Source organism: Mesorhizobium sp. XAP4 (assembly GCF_029269325.1).
Taxonomy (GTDB): domain Bacteria; phylum Pseudomonadota; class Alphaproteobacteria; order Rhizobiales; family Rhizobiaceae; genus Mesorhizobium; species Mesorhizobium ciceri.
In genome coordinates, this window is record NZ_JARIXW010000019.1 from 1 (window position 1) to 15,313 (window position 15,313).

Below are 15,313 nucleotides of genomic sequence, written 5' to 3' on the forward strand. Positions count from 1 at the left end.
AGAGGTTCGTCTTTCTCGACAGGCAGGACGGGCACTGGCGGCATTCGGGCGTATAGAGCGGGATGACGTGGTCGCCCTTCTTGAGCGAGGTGACACCCTTGCCGACATCGACGACGACGCCGGCGCCTTCATGGCCGAGGATGGCCGGAAACAGACCTTCCGGATCGGCGCCCGACAGTGTGAATTCGTCGGTGTGGCAAATGCCTGTCGCCTTGATCTCGACCAGCACTTCGCCCTCGCGCGGGCCCTCGAGGTCGACCTCCATGATCTCCAGCGGCTTTCCGGCGGCGACAGCGACAGCGGCGCGGGTTTTCATTCTTTTTCTCTCCCAAATCTCTATTTTGCCGGGCCAGAACGCGGCGCTGATGATCAGACTATGCGGCGATCTTGCCGGGGCCGGCGGGAAACACACCCGACATGACGGTGAAGCCCTTGATGCGCTTGACACGGTCGCACCAGCGCCGAATAGCCGGATAGTCCTGGCGCGGAACACCGCCTTCCTCCGACAGGATGATGTAAGGAAAACAGGCGATGTCGGCGATGGTCGGGTGACTGGCCGAACAGATCCAGTTGCGGCCCTGCTGTTCGCCGAACCACAGATGCTCGTCGAGGATACGGAAAAGGCGATGCGCGCCGGCACGCGCGGCGTCGATATCGAAGTCATAAAACAGCGCATCGTGCAGGCGGGCGGCCGACGCCGTCGAAGTGATACCGTCTGCAAAGGCCAGCCACTGGCTGATCTCGCCCAGCAGAGCGGGATTGTCCCGCGGATACCAGGTGCCCGACGGATCGTATTTCGAGGCGAGATAGACAAGGATCGCTTGGGCATCGCGCAAGATCAGCTCTTCATCCTCGATGACCGGCAGCTGGCCAAGCGGATTGAGTTTCAGGAACCATTCCGACTTGTGTTCGCGGCCGGGGTAGAAGTCGACCGGCACGGTCTTGTAGTCGATGCCGAGAAAACTCATCAGCAGCCGCAGCTTGTAGCAATTGCCCGACAGTTCGTAGTCGTAAAGCGTGATCATCGGCGGCTCCTAAAGCAATTCCAGGAAACGTGTGTAACGGTTTTCCGTCCGGAATTGCGTAAAACAAACAGTTAGATGTCCAGCACGAGGCGTGCCGATTTGGCGCGCGAAACGCAGGTCATGATCTTGGTTCCGGCCTTCCTCTCGGCATCGTTGAGGTAGACGTCCTGATGGTCCGGTTCGCCCTCGATCACCGTCGCCACGCAAGTGCCGCAGGCGCCTTGCTCGCAAGACGACGGAACATCGATGCCGCTTTCGCGCATGACCTGCATGATCGTCTTGCCCGCCGGCACCTGAAGCGTGACGCAGGAGCGCGCCAGCGCGACCTCGAAGCTCGAACTGTCGTCGATCTTGTTGGTGTTCTTGAAGTACTCGAAATGGACGGCGCTATCCGGCCAGCCCTGCTCGGCCGCGATCTTGCGCGCGGCTTCCAGCATCGGTCCCGGGCCGCAGATGTAGAGATGCATGCCATTGCGATAACCGGCGAGGAGTTGTCGAAGCTCGGCGCCGGTCGCGTCGGGCGAGAGGCCGAGATGCGGCTTCAGCGCATCGCCGAGATGCTTCAGCCGATCGGCAAAGGCGAGGTGTTCCTCGCCTTGCGCGAAATAATGCAGCTCGTGCGCAAGCTCCTGGTTCTTCAGCGCCTGCGCCATGGCGAGCAGCGGCGTGATGCCGATGCCGCCGGCGACGAACAGCGTCTTGATCGCATCGCGGCGCAGCGGGAAGTTGTTGCGTGGCTCGGAAATCGCCAGCACGTCGCCCTCTCGCACCGTCTCATGCATGCATTTCGAGCCACCCTTGGAGTCCCGTTCCAGCTTGACGCCGATGGTGAAGCTGTCGGTTTCACCGGGACCGTTGGTGATCGAATACTGCCTGATCTCGCCATTGGGCATGTGGACGTCGATATGGGCTCCAGGCTGGAACGTCGGCAGGATGCCCTTGATCGGACGAAGCTCGAAGCCTGCGATCCCGTCAGCGGTCTGCCATTTTCTGGCCACGCTGACACGCAGCGCAGCCTTGCGGCCATGCGTGGTCACCTCAGGCATTTCCGCGAGTTCGGCCGAGACCCGTTCGTAGACCGGCTCGAGCGGCGCCGGCGCCGGCGCGTTCGCCACGTCGCGCTCGACCTCGTCGCGCAGCTTGGAAAGCCGCTCATTGTGGTGACGCAGAATGGCAATGCGCGCGGTGCCCTCGGCCTCCTGATCGAGCACGCCGCGGATCACCGAACGGTTGGAATCGACCGGCTGCACGAAGAAAACGCCCTGCGTCTCGGCGCCGCTGGCTCGCGAGCGAAGCGCCACAGCGAAATCCTGGGCGGCTTCGACGAGAATGTCGGCGCCCTCGCCATCGATCGCTCCGTTGGGTTGAAAGCGATAGGCTCTCAGCCTCTCGACGACCTTGTCGGCCGGCGCGTTGACCGCGATGCCGCGCAAGGCGAAGAGCTTGCCTTCGGCGAGGCCGGCAATCTCAGGCACCTCCCCGCGCGGCTCTTCCGAGGACCAGACCAAGCCATAACGTTCGACCGCCGGAAAAGTGCGGTTGGTGATGGTGCGGGCGGGTGCATCGGCCGGATGAGCCGGGATATAGGTGCAGCCAGCGGTGCGGTTCGAATAACGCCAGCCGTGATACTGGCATTTCAGTTCGCGCCCGTCATTGATGCCGATCGACAGCCTGACGCCGCGATGCAGGCAGCGGTTCTCCCAGATGTTGACGTAACCGTCATCGGCCCGCCACACGGCGAATTCCCGGCCGAGCAACTGGCCGTGGAAAACGTGGCGAAACGGCAAATCATGGGCAGCGGCGATCGGATGCCACCGGCTTCTGGCTTCTTCCAACATCAATCGTCTCCAAAATGTCTGTCAGGCTGCAGCCGGGATGACCCCGTAGGTCACGCCCTTCTGGCTGAGCCAGCGCCGGTAGGCGATGGCCGACTTGTCAGCGCGGATCGGCGTCTCGGCGCGCGGATCGAGCGGCAGGCGCTTCGGCACCTGGTTTTCCAGGATCGGCTTGTCCTGGCCGAAGATCGTCTGCTGGAAACGCTTGATCACCTTGTCTTCATTGTCTTCGTCGAGCACACAAAGCAGCATGTGGGCGCGCACATGCTCCTGGTCGACCGGCTGCAGGAAGACGGCGATGACATCGCGCCGGGTCTCGTCGATCGGGCTCGATTTATAGAGCACCGAGCAATAGGGATGCGGCACGCGATAGACGTAGTCGACGTCGGCGCCGCCATCGGACGCCGTCGACGCCATCGGCTGGAAGAAGCGGCAGCGCGTGGCCAGGATCTCGTCGCGATCGACGGAGATCTCGACGTCGTATTCCTTGACTTCGGTATGTGGCTCGACGCCGAGTATGTCGGTATGCACATAGGGGAAGTGGCCCATGTCGAGAAAGTTCTCGATGGCGCGCGGCGCCGAGACGTTGACGCCGAACGTTGCCGCATTGAGCTTGCGGCGGTCCGGCTCTTGATATTCGGGGATCGGGAACAACTCGGCCGGCGGCGACCCGAGCGAGGTCCAGACATAGCCATAGGCGCTTATTGCAGGCAGCCTGTCGGCGGGTGGAATATGGTCAGCCCTTTGCACATCGGAACGCGAGCGCCAGACGACGGGCTCGCCATCCACGTCCACCGCAAAGCTGAGGCGCTCCTCGAGCAGAACGGTCTTCTGGACGGCGCCGGGAGCAGCTTCCGCGATGGCGCCCACGGGATGCCAGAGATTGAGGATCACGGGATCAGCGCATTTCGTCATCATGTTATCCCTTCAAATACCCTCGGACGTCATCAGATCTGTGCCGGTATCGCACCATAGGTGACCGCCCTGTCACGCAGCCAGCGCCGATAGGAAACCGAGACGGCATCGGCGCGGATCGGCGTCTCGGCGCGCGGATCGAGCGGCAGGCGCTTGGGGACCTGGTTTTCCAGGATCGGCTTGTCCTGCGCGAAGATCAATTGCATGAAACTGCGCACCGTCGCCGCGTCCATGCCCTCCTTGAGGTAGCAGAGATAGGGATGCGCGACGCAGTTCTCCTCGTCGACCGGCTGCACGAACAGCGTGATGACATCCAGCCTCCCCTTCTGGATCGGATTGCTCTTGTAGAGCGCCACCGTATAGGGTCGGATCACCTTGTAGATGTACTCGACGACGAACCCTTCCTTCGCGGTCGGCGACGCGATGGGCTGGTAGAATTTGCATTCGGTCGCCAGCACCTCGTCCTGGGGCGTGATTTCCACCTTGTAAGGCACGACCTCGGTATGCGGCTCCTCGCCGAGCCAGCCGGTGTGGATGAAGGGGAAATGCCCCATGTCGAGAAAATTCTCGACGGCGCGAAGGCCCGACACCTTGACCGCGATCGAGCCGCCGCTGACCAGATGTCGATCCGCCTCGTTGGCCTCGGGGATGTAGATGATGTCGCGCCAGGGTTTGTCCAGACAGGTCCAGACGAAGCCATAGCGCTCGGCGCTCTTCAACACGTCGCCGGTATCGTTGCGAACGACTTCGATCTTGTCTGAATGTTTTCGAACGACGAGATCGACCCCAAGCAGACGGGTCGAAAAGGGCACATCCTGGCTGAGCGATTCCTGGTCAGCGACGATATGCCAGTCGTTCAGAAGCTCGCGGTCGACGCAACGGGTTGCCATCGGCATCCCTCCCAACTCGGCTAGCCCTTCACCACGAACCTAGCCTGACGTTTCGCAATGACGAAATCACAAGATTGGATACCAATCAATGATTTTTTGTCAGCCAAAATCATTTTTTGTGTTGACAGACTATGATGATTGAATTCCGATATGGAAAACCTGAACCTGGGATATGGCACATCCCGAAGCGTCATGTCTTCATCATGGAAAGCCTGCTGATCATGTCGTCGCAAAGGCGGAGAACCGTGCCTTGAGCAGCCGCTCCCAGACGATCGCGGACACGCTGACCCGCGCCATCATCGACCATCGGCTGGTGCCCGGCTGCAAGCTCGGCGAGCGCGAGCTTGCCGAGATATTCGATGTCAGCCGCATCGTGGTGCGTCAGGCCCTGATACGGCTCGCCGATGACGGGCTGGCGCAGATCGAGCGCAACCGCGGCGCCTTCGTCGCCAGGCCAAGCATGCAGGAGGCAATGGAGATTTACGACGCGCTGACCCTTGTCGAACAGGGGGTGGCGGCCCAGCTCAGCGATCGCCTTGGCCCCGCCGGATGGGCCGAGCTGCGCCAGCATGTCGAACGCCAGCGCCAGGCAGTCGCCGCCGGCAACGATGCGCTGGCCGACGTGCTCGGCCAGGAATTCCACACGGTGTTCGTGCGCCTTAGTCGCAACAAGGTGATGCAGGAAATCCATGCCCAGCTGGTGCGCCGCACGACGCTGCTGCGCTCGCTCATTTCAGCCGATTTCGACTATTGCAATCTGCTCGACGATCATTCGAGGGTCGTCGACCTCCTGGAAAAGGGCCGCCTGAAACAGGCCATGGACCTGATCGACACGCATCACCGCACCGTGGTGCGCGGCTACATCATGGATCGCGAGGTGTTTCCGGAGATGACGCCTGCCGAAGCGCTCGCACCCTATCTCGACGGCAAGGCCGACGGAGCAACGATATCGGCTGGATTGAGGCAGGCAAAACCATCCGGGAATGGCGACGGCGCGGTGCACGCGCACGTCCATCTCCCTAACAAAGACCGGGCATCGACAAGCCGGGCATCAACCAAAAAAACCAACAGAGGGTTACCGACATGAACGACCTGACAAGACGCGGATTCCTGAAATACAGCGGTGCGCTGGGTGCTGCGCTCGGTGCTGGAGGGCTGAGCACGGTCGCCAAGGCTCAAGAGGTGCTCAAGATCGGCGTCGTCTACGTCTCGCCGATCGCCGAAATCGGCTGGACCAAGCAGCACAGCCTTGGCGTCGAGGCGATCAAAGCCGCGTTCGGCGACAAGGCCGAACTCACCGTCATCGACAACATCTTTATGCCGCAGGATGCGGAGCGCATTTTCCGCGAGCTGGCCAGCGCCGGCAACAAACTGATCTTCGGCACCAGCTTTTCGCACGGAACGCCGATGCAGAAAGTGGCGCCGCGGTTCCCCAAGGTGGCTTTCGAACATTGCTCCGGCATCGTCCACCTTGCCAATCTGGGTACCTTTGAAGCCAAATATTACGAGGGCACTTTCGTCGCCGGCGCGGCCGGCGGCTACATGTCGAAATCCGGCAAGATTGGATTCATCGGCGGCTTTCCGATTCCGGATATCGTCGGCCCGGCCAACGCGCTGCTGCTCGGTGCGCAAAGCGTCAATCCGAACGCCACCTGCAACGCCATCTTCCTCAATTCCTGGTTCGATCCGGGCAAGGAGAAGGAGGCCGCCAAGACGCTGCTTTCGCAAGGCTGCGATGTCATCTGCTCGATGACCGACACGGCGACGGGCGTCCAGGTCGCGGGTGAAGGCGGCGCCTGGTCGATCGGCTACGCCAGCGACATGGCCAAGTTCGCTTCGGGCAAACAGCTGACGTCCTTTGTCCTCGACTGGACCAGCGACTATGTCGGCGCCGCCAAGGCCGTCGCCGCCGGCACCTGGAAGCCGGAAGTGCGCTGGGATGGACTGGCGGCGGGCGTCGTGAAGATGGCGCCCTACAATGACGGCATACCGGCCGACACCAAGGCCAAGCTGAAGCAGCTCGAGGCCGACATCGGCAGCGGCAAGGTGCACCCCTATGGCGGCGAGTTGAAGGACCAGGCCGGCAACCTCAAGGTCGCTGCAGGCTCCGTCCTGGCCGATGACGATGTTCGCGGCATGAACTGGTTCGTCAAAGGCATGATCGGCAAGCTGAGCTGAACGCCATCAAAGAACCAGGGAGGCGCCGAGACCGACCTTCGGCGTCTCTCTGCCTGGTTCCCGTCCAACCTCGCTTCACGCCACGGCAGGACCCGCCATGCATCCGCGTCTAGAACTGCGCAACATCCGCAAGCGCTATCCCGGCGTCGTCGCCAATGACGACGTCTCGCTGTCTATCCAGCCCGGCGAAATCCACGCGGTGCTGGGCGAAAACGGCGCCGGCAAATCGACCCTGATGAAGATCATCTATGGCGCGGCGCAGGCCGATTCCGGCGAGATCTTCTGCGACGGCAATCCGATCGCGGCGCACAACCCGGCGACGTCGCGCGCGCTCGGCATCGAGATGGTCTACCAGCACTTCGCGCTGTTCGAATCCGTTTCAGTGGTCGAGAACATTGCGCTCTCGGCAAGCAGCGCCTTCGATCTGCCCTCGCTTGCCGCCAAGATCCGCGAGCTTTCGCTTCGCTACGGTATGCCGATCGATCCGCATCGCCAGGTGCATGACCTCTCTGTCGGCGAGCGGCAGCGCGTCGAGATCGTGCGCTGCCTGCTGCAGGCGCCCAAGCTTCTGATCCTCGACGAGCCGACTTCCGTGCTGACGCCACAGGCGGTGGTCAAGCTGTTCGAGACGCTTCGACAACTCGCCGCTGAAGGCTGCAGCATCGTCTACATCAGCCACAAGCTCGACGAGGTGCAGGAGCTCTGTGACACCGCAACCGTGCTGCGCAACGGCAAGGTCACCGGCACCGCTCGGCCGAAAGAGACGACCTCGCTCGAGCTCGCCCGCATGATGGTCGGTTCGAAGCTGCCGGAAATGCATGTCAGCCCGCCGACCCCGAGCGAGAAGCCAGTGCTCGAGGTCAACAACCTTTCGGTCAAGGCAAGAGACCATTTCGGCGTGGATCTGAAGGACGTCTCCTTCAACGTTCATGGCGGGGAAATCGTCGGCCTGGCGGGAGTGTCCGGAAACGGCCAGGCGGAGCTTATCGCCTTGCTCAGCGGCGAACGCACGCATCACAACAACGACGCGATCAGGATTTGCGGTACCGCTGCCGCTCGCCTTCGTGCCGACGAGCGCCGTAAGCTCGGTCTCGCCTTCGTTCCCGAGGAACGGCTGGGGCGCGGCGCGGTACCGTCGCATACGCTGTGGGAGAACGCGGTTCTGACCGCCCATCGCTTCGGCACCGTCCGCAACGGCCTGGTCGACCGGCGCAAAGCCAGCGCCTTCGCAGCTGGCATCATCGACAGGTTCAAGGTCAAGGCCAACGGTCCGGCTTCGACGGCGCAAAGCCTGTCGGGCGGCAATCTGCAGAAATTCATCGTCGGCCGTGAGATCGCGCTCGAGCCGAAGCTTCTGCTTGTCTCCCAGCCGACCTGGGGCGTCGATGTCGGCGCCAGCGCCTTCATCCGCCAGACCATCGTCGACCTCAGCCGCGCCGGCGCGGCGGTGCTCGTCGTCTCCGAAGAACTCGACGAGCTGTTCGAGATTTGTGACCGGCTTCTGGTGATCTGCCAGGGGCGCGTGTCACCGCCGCTGATACGCAAGACGACCGACCGCGAAGAGGTCGGGCTGCTGATGACCGGTCGAACGATGAGCACGGATCAAATGGCAATTGGGAGTGGCGACGTTGCGCTTCAGGATTGAACAAAGGCCGGAGCCTTCGGCAACAATGCGCGTCGCGGCGCCGGTGCTGGCGTCGGTTTTGACGCTGGTCGTCGGCTCGATCTTTTTTGCCTCGCTCGGACACGATCCGCTGCCGACGCTCTACGCCTTCTTTGTCGAGCCGTTGAATTCCCTCAACGGTTTGTCGGAATGGCTGCTCAAGGCTTCGCCGCTGATCCTCATTGCGTGTGGGCTGGCTATCGGCTTCCGCGCCAATGTCTGGAACATCGGCGCCGAGGGCCAGTTCACCATGGGCGCGATTGCGGCGAGCGGCGTCGGTCTTTTCTGGCCGAACCCGGACAGCGTGCTGCTGTTGCCGTTGATGTTCGTTGCCGGCATGGGCGCCGGCATGGCATGGGCGGCGATCCCTGCCTTCCTGCGCGCCCGCATGAACACCAACGAGATCCTGGTCACGCTGATGATGACCTACATCGCGACGCTGTTCCTGTCCTATCTCGTGCATGGACCGTGGCGCGATCCGGCCGGTTTCAACTACCCGCAGACGGCACTTCTGCCGACAGCCGCCCTGTTCGAATCCTTCGACCCGGCCTATCGGCTCAACCCTTCGATCTTCATCACCGTCGTCGCCGTGTTCGTGATGTGGCTGTTCACTGACCGCAGCTTCCTTGGCTACAAGATGTCGGTGAGCGGAGCGGCACCGCTAGCCGCCCGCTATGCCGGCTTTCGCGAATCTGCCGCCGTCTGGATCGGGCTGATGGCGGGTGGTGCGGCCGCCGGCATCGCCGGCATGGCGGAAGCCGCCGGGCCGCTCGGCCAGCTCTCGCCGCAGATTTCGCCCGGCTACGGTTTCGCGGCCATCATCGTCGCCTTCATCGGCCGGCTGAACGCCTTCGGCATCGTGCTTGGCGGGCTGTTGATGTCGCTGCTTTTCCTCGGCGGCGAAGGCGTGCAGATGACGCTGGGCCTGCCCTCGGCGCTGACGCGCATCTTCCAGGGCATTCTTCTGTTCTTCCTGCTCGCCGCCGACTTCTTCATTTTTTATCGCATCCGCCTGATACGGCCGGCCCGAGACACGCACGCGCTGGAGACAGCCTGATGGACTTGATCATCGCCATCTTCACCGGCACCGTCATCGCCGCCACGCCGCTGATATTCGCGGCACTCGGCGAACTGGTGGTCGAGAAGTCCGGCGTGCTCAACCTCGGCATCGAAGGCATGATGCTGATGGGCGCGGCATTGGCTTTCTGGGCCGTAACCGCAGGCTATCCAATGCCGGTTGCGATCCTGGCCGGCGCCCTGGCAGGTGCCGCCGCCTCGCTGCTGTTCGGCGTTCTGGCACTGACCTTCCTCACCAATCAATATGCGGCCGGACTGGCGCTGGCCATCTTCGGTTCCGGCGTGTCGGCCTTCCTTGGCCGCGGCTTCGGCAGCGAGCCTATCGAGGCGCTGCACGGCATCAACGTCCCTGTTCTGTCCGATCTGCCGCTGATCGGTCCGTTGCTCTTCCGCTTCGATCCGATGGTCTACCTGGCTCTGGTGATGTTCGCTGCCATCAGCTGGTTTCTCTACCGCACGAAGGCCGGGCTGATCCTGCGAACGATCGGCGAGTCACCGCAGACATCGCATGCGATCGGCTATCCCGTGATCAGGATCCGCTACATGGCCGTGCTGTTTGGCGGGGCGATGGCTGGCCTGGCGGGCGCCTATCTGTCCGTCGCCTACACACCGCTCTGGGTCGAGAACATGACTGCCGGCAAAGGCTGGATCGCACTGGCGCTGGTGGTTTTCGCCACATGGCGCCCGCTGCGCATCCTGCTTGGCGCCTGGCTGTTCGGCGGCATGACGATCCTCCAGCTGCAGGGACAGGCGCTCGGACTGGAAGTGCCGTCCGAACTGCTCTCGGCCCTGCCCTATCTCGCGACAATCATCGTTCTGGTGCTGATCTCGCGAAACCAGCAAATGCTGGCGCTGCACTTCCCGGCTTCGCTAGCAAAGCCTTTCCGCCCGGCGGGTTGAGCAGCAGGGTCTATTCCCTGTTGTAGGGAATGCCGAGCGCCACGGGCTGATGGGTGCGCGCCGCAGGCCCGCAAGCAGCACAAGTGACGCCACATAGGGCAAGACGAGGAACAACTGGTGGGGGACAGGAATCCCCACCACTTGCGCATGGATGCCCAACGCCTCCAGAAACGCGAAGATGAAGATCGCTCCAACGATCCGGAACGGCATCCAGTTGCCGGCGATGATCGCGACCACGACCAGCCAGCCGCGGCCGGCAATGAGATCGGGAACGAACTTGTCCGAATAGCCAAGCATCAGGAAGGCGCCGCCGAAGCCGGACATCATGCTGCCGAACATGATCGCGAGGCACTGCCTGAGGCCGACGTGCAGGCCCTTGACGTCAAGCGCCTTCGGATTTTCGCCGACACAGCGCACCTCAAGGCCGTATTTCGTTCGGTAGAGAAAGAACCAGACGAGGATGGGCACCAGGAAGCTGACATAGGTCAGCAGGCGTTGGGAAAACAGCACCGGCCCCAGGATCGGAATATCCGACAGATAGGGGATCGGAACCTGGTCGAAGCCGATGAAGGTCGGCGCCTCGCGACCGCCAATATAGGCCTGGAACCAGAACAGCGTCACGCCCGATGCCAGGAGATTAAGGGCAAGGCCGGCTACGAATTGCTCGGCCTTCAAAACAATCGTGACGAACGACATGATCAGGCTGCTCGCGGCGCAGGCCAGGATGGCTATCGCCAGAGCCAGCCAAGGCGATCCGGTTGTCGAGGCAACCATGTAGGCGACAATGGCGCCAATCAGCATGGTGCCTTCGACAGCGATGTTCCAGATGCCCGCGCGCTGCGTGACAAGTTCGCCCATTGCCGAAAAAAGCAATGGCGTGGCAATGCGGACCATCGCCGCCAGGAGGCTTATCAGAAGCGGGCCCTGCAGCAGCTCAAGCATGGACTTCCCTCCTCACGATCTGAAGGCGCGTTGCGACGGCGGCACTGAGAAAGAACAAAAGCACCAGCCCTTCCATCGCCGACACCAGACCTGCCGGCGTGCCACTCTTCAGCCGCATGTAGATCGTGCCGCTTTCCAGCGCGCCGAAGAACAGGGCGGCGATCATCACGCCGCTCGGGCGCAGTCCTCCCACCATGGCAACGACGATCCCCGAACTGCCGATGCCAAGCAGCGTCTCGGCACGCAGCCGGTGCGAGACACCGAAAAGCTCGCCGGCGCCAGCCAGTCCCGCCAGGGCCCCCGACATCAGCATGACGGTCAGCAGAAGCCGGCGCACATTGGTGCCGCGAAACGTCAGCGCGGTCGGGTTTGAGCCGAACGCGCGGATTTCGTAGCCCAGCGACGTCTTGTCGAGCAGCACCGCTGCGAATGCCGAGGCGGCGAGAGCGAACAGGAAGCCGACATGCAGCTTTCCCGCCCCAACGGCCAAGAGGATCGGCCACTCCAGACTTGGATCGATGGGCGGCGACTGGTGATAGGATACGGTCACGCCTGTCGCCATCCAGGGGCCGCCATCGAGAAGGTAGGCGAGCAGGTACATGACGACGTAATTCAGCATCACCGTCGAAATGATCTCGCTGGTGCCGAACCTGGTTTTCAGTGCGCCGGCCAACAGGCCGAGCACGCCGCCGCCCGCCATTCCGGCCAGCGCGAGTGTGCAGACGGCCAGCCAGCCTGGCAATGGCGCTATCCAGAAACTCACCCAATAGGCGGCCATCGCGCCGGCGAACACCTGCCCCTCCTGGCCGATGTTCCAGATCTTGGCCCTGAATGCGAACACCGTGCCCAGCCCGGTTGCCGACGGCATACCCGCAGTTCAACCTGAATATTTGAAGCCGCCGTCGGATTGCTTTCGCTGTCAGCCTTCACCGGCAAATGCTCGCTTGCGGTCGACCAGGTAACGCCGTCGCACCGCACAAGCTCGGCCCGTTCAGCCGTAGCATCGAAGCCTGAATTGGCAGCTCGACGCGTGGGGGAAAGGCGGTAGCGCGCTGGCGCTACCAAATTTCTCACCCAGGAGTGCGGTGAGACGTCCGGCGATTTCGACTTCGATTCCGCGGATCATCGTGCGATCGAATGCTGGCATTTCAACCAGGTCCAGCATCGCCTCCGCAGAATCGTCAGCCGGCCTGCTACGCTGCGAGGGAGCCCGCCGGTCCGTCGTAGATTATAGCAATATGTATATTAGCTATTCCTTGACAATCGATGTGGGCTCTGGTTTCCTGATTTTACGGGTATTTAACCAAGTTCGTTGCGTTTTTTACGGACGGTGTTCGCATGTCAACAGTGGTTGTCGCGGACCCGCGGGGGGTATATCTCGCCGGTCTGGAATGGGTGTTGCAGAAGGCTGGACACGATGTTGTCGCCCAGTGTCGCCGCCCTGTGGACGTTCTCGCTCATGTGGAGCGCCATCAGCCTGATATGGTCATCGTAGGCGTGGATCTCGCGGATCAGCAGACATCAGGTCTTTCCTCACGGCTGAAGGCCGGCAACAGCGCTCTCGGCATCATCTTCATCGTACAGCCAACCGGCAGGCTCGATGTCAGGGAAATACAGACGCTCGACGTCGATGGCCTGTTTCTGGACGGCATCAGCCACCGCTTTCTCATCGAATGCGTGAATGCGGTGGCGGCGGGCAAGAAGTGGATCGACAACAAGATCGTCCAGCAGCTGCTGATGCCCGGTTCGCAGCCGCAGCCAATGTCCCGGCTGACCGGGCGGGAGACCGAAATCGCCGATCTCGTCTCGCGCGGGCTGCGCAACAAGACCATCGCGCAGCGGCTGCATTTATCCGAAGGCACGGTGAAGATGCACCTGCATCACGTCTACGAGAAGTTGCACCTAGGCGGCCGGGCGGAACTGGCCTGGATGACGCACGGCAAAGCCGCCGAGCGTCCGGGAATGGGCCGAACCGGCCTGCTCTGAACACTCTCCACTCGCACCGACATTGTACGCACGGCAACGGCCGCAGAGCCGTCTGGCGGCATCTGGCGCGTGCCTGCGCGACCTCCCGCAGCGCCGGTCAACCTGACCTATCGATGGATATATATCGTTCGATCAGGTGCGGACATTGACCGCAATACTATCGAAGCGGGAATGGACGCGCCCTCTGCGCCGGCGGCACAATGAAATTGGAGGGGCGCATTTCAGTATGCGACCGGCTGCACCGGGGTAGGTGCATTTCCGGCATTAGGGGCTGCATCCCTTTTCCAGAGAGAATTTTGAACCAAGGAGAATCTCCATGGCACTCGACATCTTGACCCAGGACATCGTCCTCGACGAGACCACCGGATTTACGGACGATGATATCAATCCGGCCATTCCGCCTTACGATACCAACCCCACGGTGCAATATCTCCTAAGTCTCGACGATCCGGGTGGGCTGACCTCGCCGGAGGTCGCCTTCCAGGCCAACTTCGTCGTGGCCTCGGCGAGCGCGGGAGAAACCATCACCTCGGTCGTTCTCTCCCAGAATCTCACCGGAACCCCGTTTTCCACCACCGTCGGCGTCAACAGCGGCATTCAGACGGTCGATGGCAATTATGTCTGGCTGTTCAAAGACGCAGACCCGACCCATGCAAACGTCGTAATCGGTGTCATCGGCACCTCTGACCCGTCGGCCGCACCGGCCGCAACCGGCCCGCTCGCTTTCTCGTTTGGGCTGGTCAGCACCAGCGCCACCAATGCGGACCTGTACACGGTCGAGTATGTGCCGTTGCTCAATCCGGACGCGACCAATCCGGACGACCGTATCGGTTTGACCAACAAGGTGTTCGCGTCGGTCACCGGCACCTCCGTGGCTAGTTTTCTGGGCTCAGCCGCCGCGCCCGGCAACAATGATTTCTATCTGATCAATTCGGCCAATGACGCTTCCAAGCAGCTGCTGGTAATCGGTTTGAACGGTGGCAGTGCCAACGTCAGCGAACAGGGCTTCGGCATCAACAACCAGAGCATCAATCCGAACGAAACGCTGCAGGTCGATTTTGTCACCGGCGGTACCCTGAACGCAGGGAGTGCGTCGCAAATCCAGTACGGCAACCACATCGAGACCATCACGCAGGCCGGGTTCACGATCAGCCAGATCACACCTTCCACTCCGACTGCGCGTGTGGACGTCACCGTCAGCGCCTTCAACAATACGGGCAACGACCAAGGCACGAACTTCTTTGACGGCACCACGACCAGCCCCGTGGATATCACCGGCATCAAGTTGACGGGTACATCGGGGTTTGCGTCCGTCATCACTGTCGATGGCACCTATGCGACCGGCAGCGGCAACATCACCGTCACCGGGCTCAGCGGGACCGGAAACGCCGTCACCATCACCGGGCTCGACAACACCACCACCGTCGATATCACCACCGGCAGCCCAATGGATCGGCTGACGGTCAAAGGGGTCGATGCAAACGAGGGGTGCGACATCTCGGAGTTCCATTTCTCGGCGACGAGCACCAACGCCTATAGCGAAGAGGTCGGCTCCCACATCAACTTCGACGATGATGGCCCGAGCATCTCGACCACCGGCGCCGAGCCGACGCTGACCGTCGACGAGTCGGTTCTTACCACCAACGACACGCAGAGCTTTGCCGCCAACTTCAGTTCGGGCTTCGGCGCCGACGGGGCCGGCACGCTGACCTACGCACTGGGCGTCGTGGCAGGCCCTTCGGGTCTGATCGACACGGCGACCGGCCAGGCGGTCATCCTCTCGCTCAATGGCAGCGTCGTTGAAGGTCACACCATCGGCTCCAACGAACTCGTATTCACCGTCTCCGTCAGCGCCGCCGGCGCCGTCACCCTCGACCAGCTCCGGGCGGTGGTCCATGCCGA

The 15,313-nt window shown here is 62.2% G+C and carries 14 protein-coding genes; 7 read left to right on the plus strand and 7 right to left on the minus strand.

Features of this window, described 5'->3' with window-relative positions; all coding sequences use genetic code 11:
- From P3C39_RS32475 to P3C39_RS32495, 5 genes are all read right to left on the minus strand, one after another.
- Positions 1–316: alcohol dehydrogenase catalytic domain-containing protein (locus P3C39_RS32475; RefSeq protein WP_275953149.1), on the minus strand; the 316-nt coding region annotated here is incomplete at its 3' end.
- A gap of 58 nt (positions 317–374) precedes the next feature.
- On the minus strand, positions 375–1,025 hold the full coding sequence (locus P3C39_RS32480) for a glutathione S-transferase (protein ID WP_063168879.1): 651 nt from the start codon (positions 1,023–1,025) through the stop codon (positions 375–377).
- Positions 1,026–1,096: 71 nt separating this feature from the next.
- Positions 1,097–2,863 carry a Rieske 2Fe-2S domain-containing protein gene (locus P3C39_RS32485; RefSeq protein WP_275955047.1) on the minus strand — a complete coding sequence of 589 codons (1,767 nt, stop codon included), beginning with the start codon at positions 2,861–2,863 and terminating at the stop codon, positions 1,097–1,099.
- A 21-nt stretch (positions 2,864–2,884) separates the two neighbouring features.
- Positions 2,885–3,778 carry an aromatic ring-hydroxylating dioxygenase subunit alpha gene (locus tag P3C39_RS32490; RefSeq protein WP_275955048.1) on the minus strand — a complete coding sequence of 298 codons (894 nt, stop codon included), beginning with the start codon at positions 3,776–3,778 and terminating at the stop codon, positions 2,885–2,887.
- Between the two features lie 29 nt (positions 3,779–3,807).
- Positions 3,808–4,665: an aromatic ring-hydroxylating dioxygenase subunit alpha gene (locus tag P3C39_RS32495; RefSeq protein ID WP_127369653.1), complete on the minus strand. Its 858-nt coding sequence runs from the start codon at positions 4,663–4,665 to the stop codon at positions 3,808–3,810.
- Positions 4,666–4,915: 250 nt separating this feature from the next.
- Between P3C39_RS32495 and P3C39_RS32500 the strand changes: the two genes are divergently transcribed.
- The 5 genes from P3C39_RS32500 (at position 4,916) to P3C39_RS32520 (ending at position 10,483) form a co-directional block, all read left to right on the plus strand.
- Positions 4,916–5,752 (plus strand): GntR family transcriptional regulator, encoded by an 837-nt coding sequence (locus P3C39_RS32500; RefSeq protein ID WP_013529895.1) that lies wholly within the window; start codon positions 4,916–4,918, stop codon positions 5,750–5,752.
- On the plus strand, positions 5,749–6,843 hold the full coding sequence (locus P3C39_RS32505; RefSeq protein ID WP_013529894.1) for a BMP family ABC transporter substrate-binding protein: 1,095 nt from the start codon (positions 5,749–5,751) through the stop codon (positions 6,841–6,843). The genes P3C39_RS32500 and P3C39_RS32505 overlap by 4 nt, the downstream gene beginning before the upstream one ends.
- Positions 6,844–6,940: 97 nt before the next feature.
- Positions 6,941–8,488 (plus strand): ABC transporter ATP-binding protein, encoded by a 1,548-nt coding sequence (locus P3C39_RS32510; protein WP_275955049.1) that lies wholly within the window; start codon positions 6,941–6,943, stop codon positions 8,486–8,488.
- Between the two features lie 25 nt (positions 8,489–8,513).
- Complete coding sequence (locus P3C39_RS32515; protein WP_224621515.1) at positions 8,514–9,563, plus strand: ABC transporter permease; 1,050 nt, start codon at positions 8,514–8,516, stop codon at positions 9,561–9,563.
- Complete coding sequence (locus tag P3C39_RS32520) at positions 9,563–10,483, plus strand: ABC transporter permease (RefSeq protein ID WP_275955050.1); 921 nt, start codon at positions 9,563–9,565, stop codon at positions 10,481–10,483. Before P3C39_RS32515 ends, P3C39_RS32520 begins: the two co-directional genes overlap by 1 nt.
- Here the strand turns inward: P3C39_RS32520 and P3C39_RS32525 are convergent.
- Positions 10,454–11,425 (minus strand): ABC transporter permease, encoded by a 972-nt coding sequence (locus P3C39_RS32525; protein WP_275955051.1) that lies wholly within the window; start codon positions 11,423–11,425, stop codon positions 10,454–10,456. The genes P3C39_RS32520 and P3C39_RS32525 overlap by 30 nt on opposite strands.
- Positions 11,418–12,293 (minus strand): ABC transporter permease, encoded by an 876-nt coding sequence (locus P3C39_RS32530; protein ID WP_275955052.1) that lies wholly within the window; start codon positions 12,291–12,293, stop codon positions 11,418–11,420. The genes P3C39_RS32525 and P3C39_RS32530 overlap by 8 nt, the downstream gene beginning before the upstream one ends.
- 479 nt (positions 12,294–12,772) lie before the next feature.
- Between P3C39_RS32530 and P3C39_RS32535 the strand changes: the two genes are divergently transcribed.
- Both P3C39_RS32535 and P3C39_RS32540 read left to right on the plus strand, forming a co-directional pair.
- The gene (locus P3C39_RS32535; RefSeq protein ID WP_244506859.1) at positions 12,773–13,411 is read left to right on the plus strand and encodes a response regulator transcription factor; all 639 of its coding nucleotides are present in this window, start codon (positions 12,773–12,775) and stop codon (positions 13,409–13,411) included.
- Positions 13,412–13,727: 316 nt separating this feature from the next.
- Positions 13,728–15,313: DUF5801 repeats-in-toxin domain-containing protein (locus P3C39_RS32540; protein WP_275955053.1), on the plus strand; the 1,586-nt coding region annotated here is incomplete at its 3' end.

Excerpts from the sequence above, each read along its gene's own strand:
- P3C39_RS32510 (WP_275955049.1), top strand. The coding sequence starts at position 6,941 with ATGCATCCGCGTCTAGAACTGCGCAACATCCGCAAGCGCTATCCCGGC.
- P3C39_RS32520 (WP_275955050.1), top strand. The coding sequence starts at position 9,563 with ATGGACTTGATCATCGCCATCTTCACCGGCACCGTCATCGCCGCCACG.
- P3C39_RS32505 (WP_013529894.1), top strand. The coding sequence starts at position 5,749 with ATGAACGACCTGACAAGACGCGGATTCCTGAAATACAGCGGTGCGCTG.
- P3C39_RS32490 (WP_275955048.1), bottom strand. The coding sequence starts at position 3,778 with ATGATGACGAAATGCGCTGATCCCGTGATCCTCAATCTCTGGCATCCC.
- P3C39_RS32485 (WP_275955047.1), bottom strand. The coding sequence starts at position 2,863 with ATGTTGGAAGAAGCCAGAAGCCGGTGGCATCCGATCGCCGCTGCCCAT.
- P3C39_RS32480 (WP_063168879.1), bottom strand. The coding sequence starts at position 1,025 with ATGATCACGCTTTACGACTACGAACTGTCGGGCAATTGCTACAAGCTG.
- P3C39_RS32515 (WP_224621515.1), top strand. The coding sequence starts at position 8,514 with ATGCGCGTCGCGGCGCCGGTGCTGGCGTCGGTTTTGACGCTGGTCGTC.
- P3C39_RS32525 (WP_275955051.1), bottom strand. The coding sequence starts at position 11,425 with ATGCTTGAGCTGCTGCAGGGCCCGCTTCTGATAAGCCTCCTGGCGGCG.
- P3C39_RS32530 (WP_275955052.1), bottom strand. The coding sequence starts at position 12,293 with ATGCCGTCGGCAACCGGGCTGGGCACGGTGTTCGCATTCAGGGCCAAG.
- P3C39_RS32495 (WP_127369653.1), bottom strand. The coding sequence starts at position 4,665 with ATGGCAACCCGTTGCGTCGACCGCGAGCTTCTGAACGACTGGCATATC.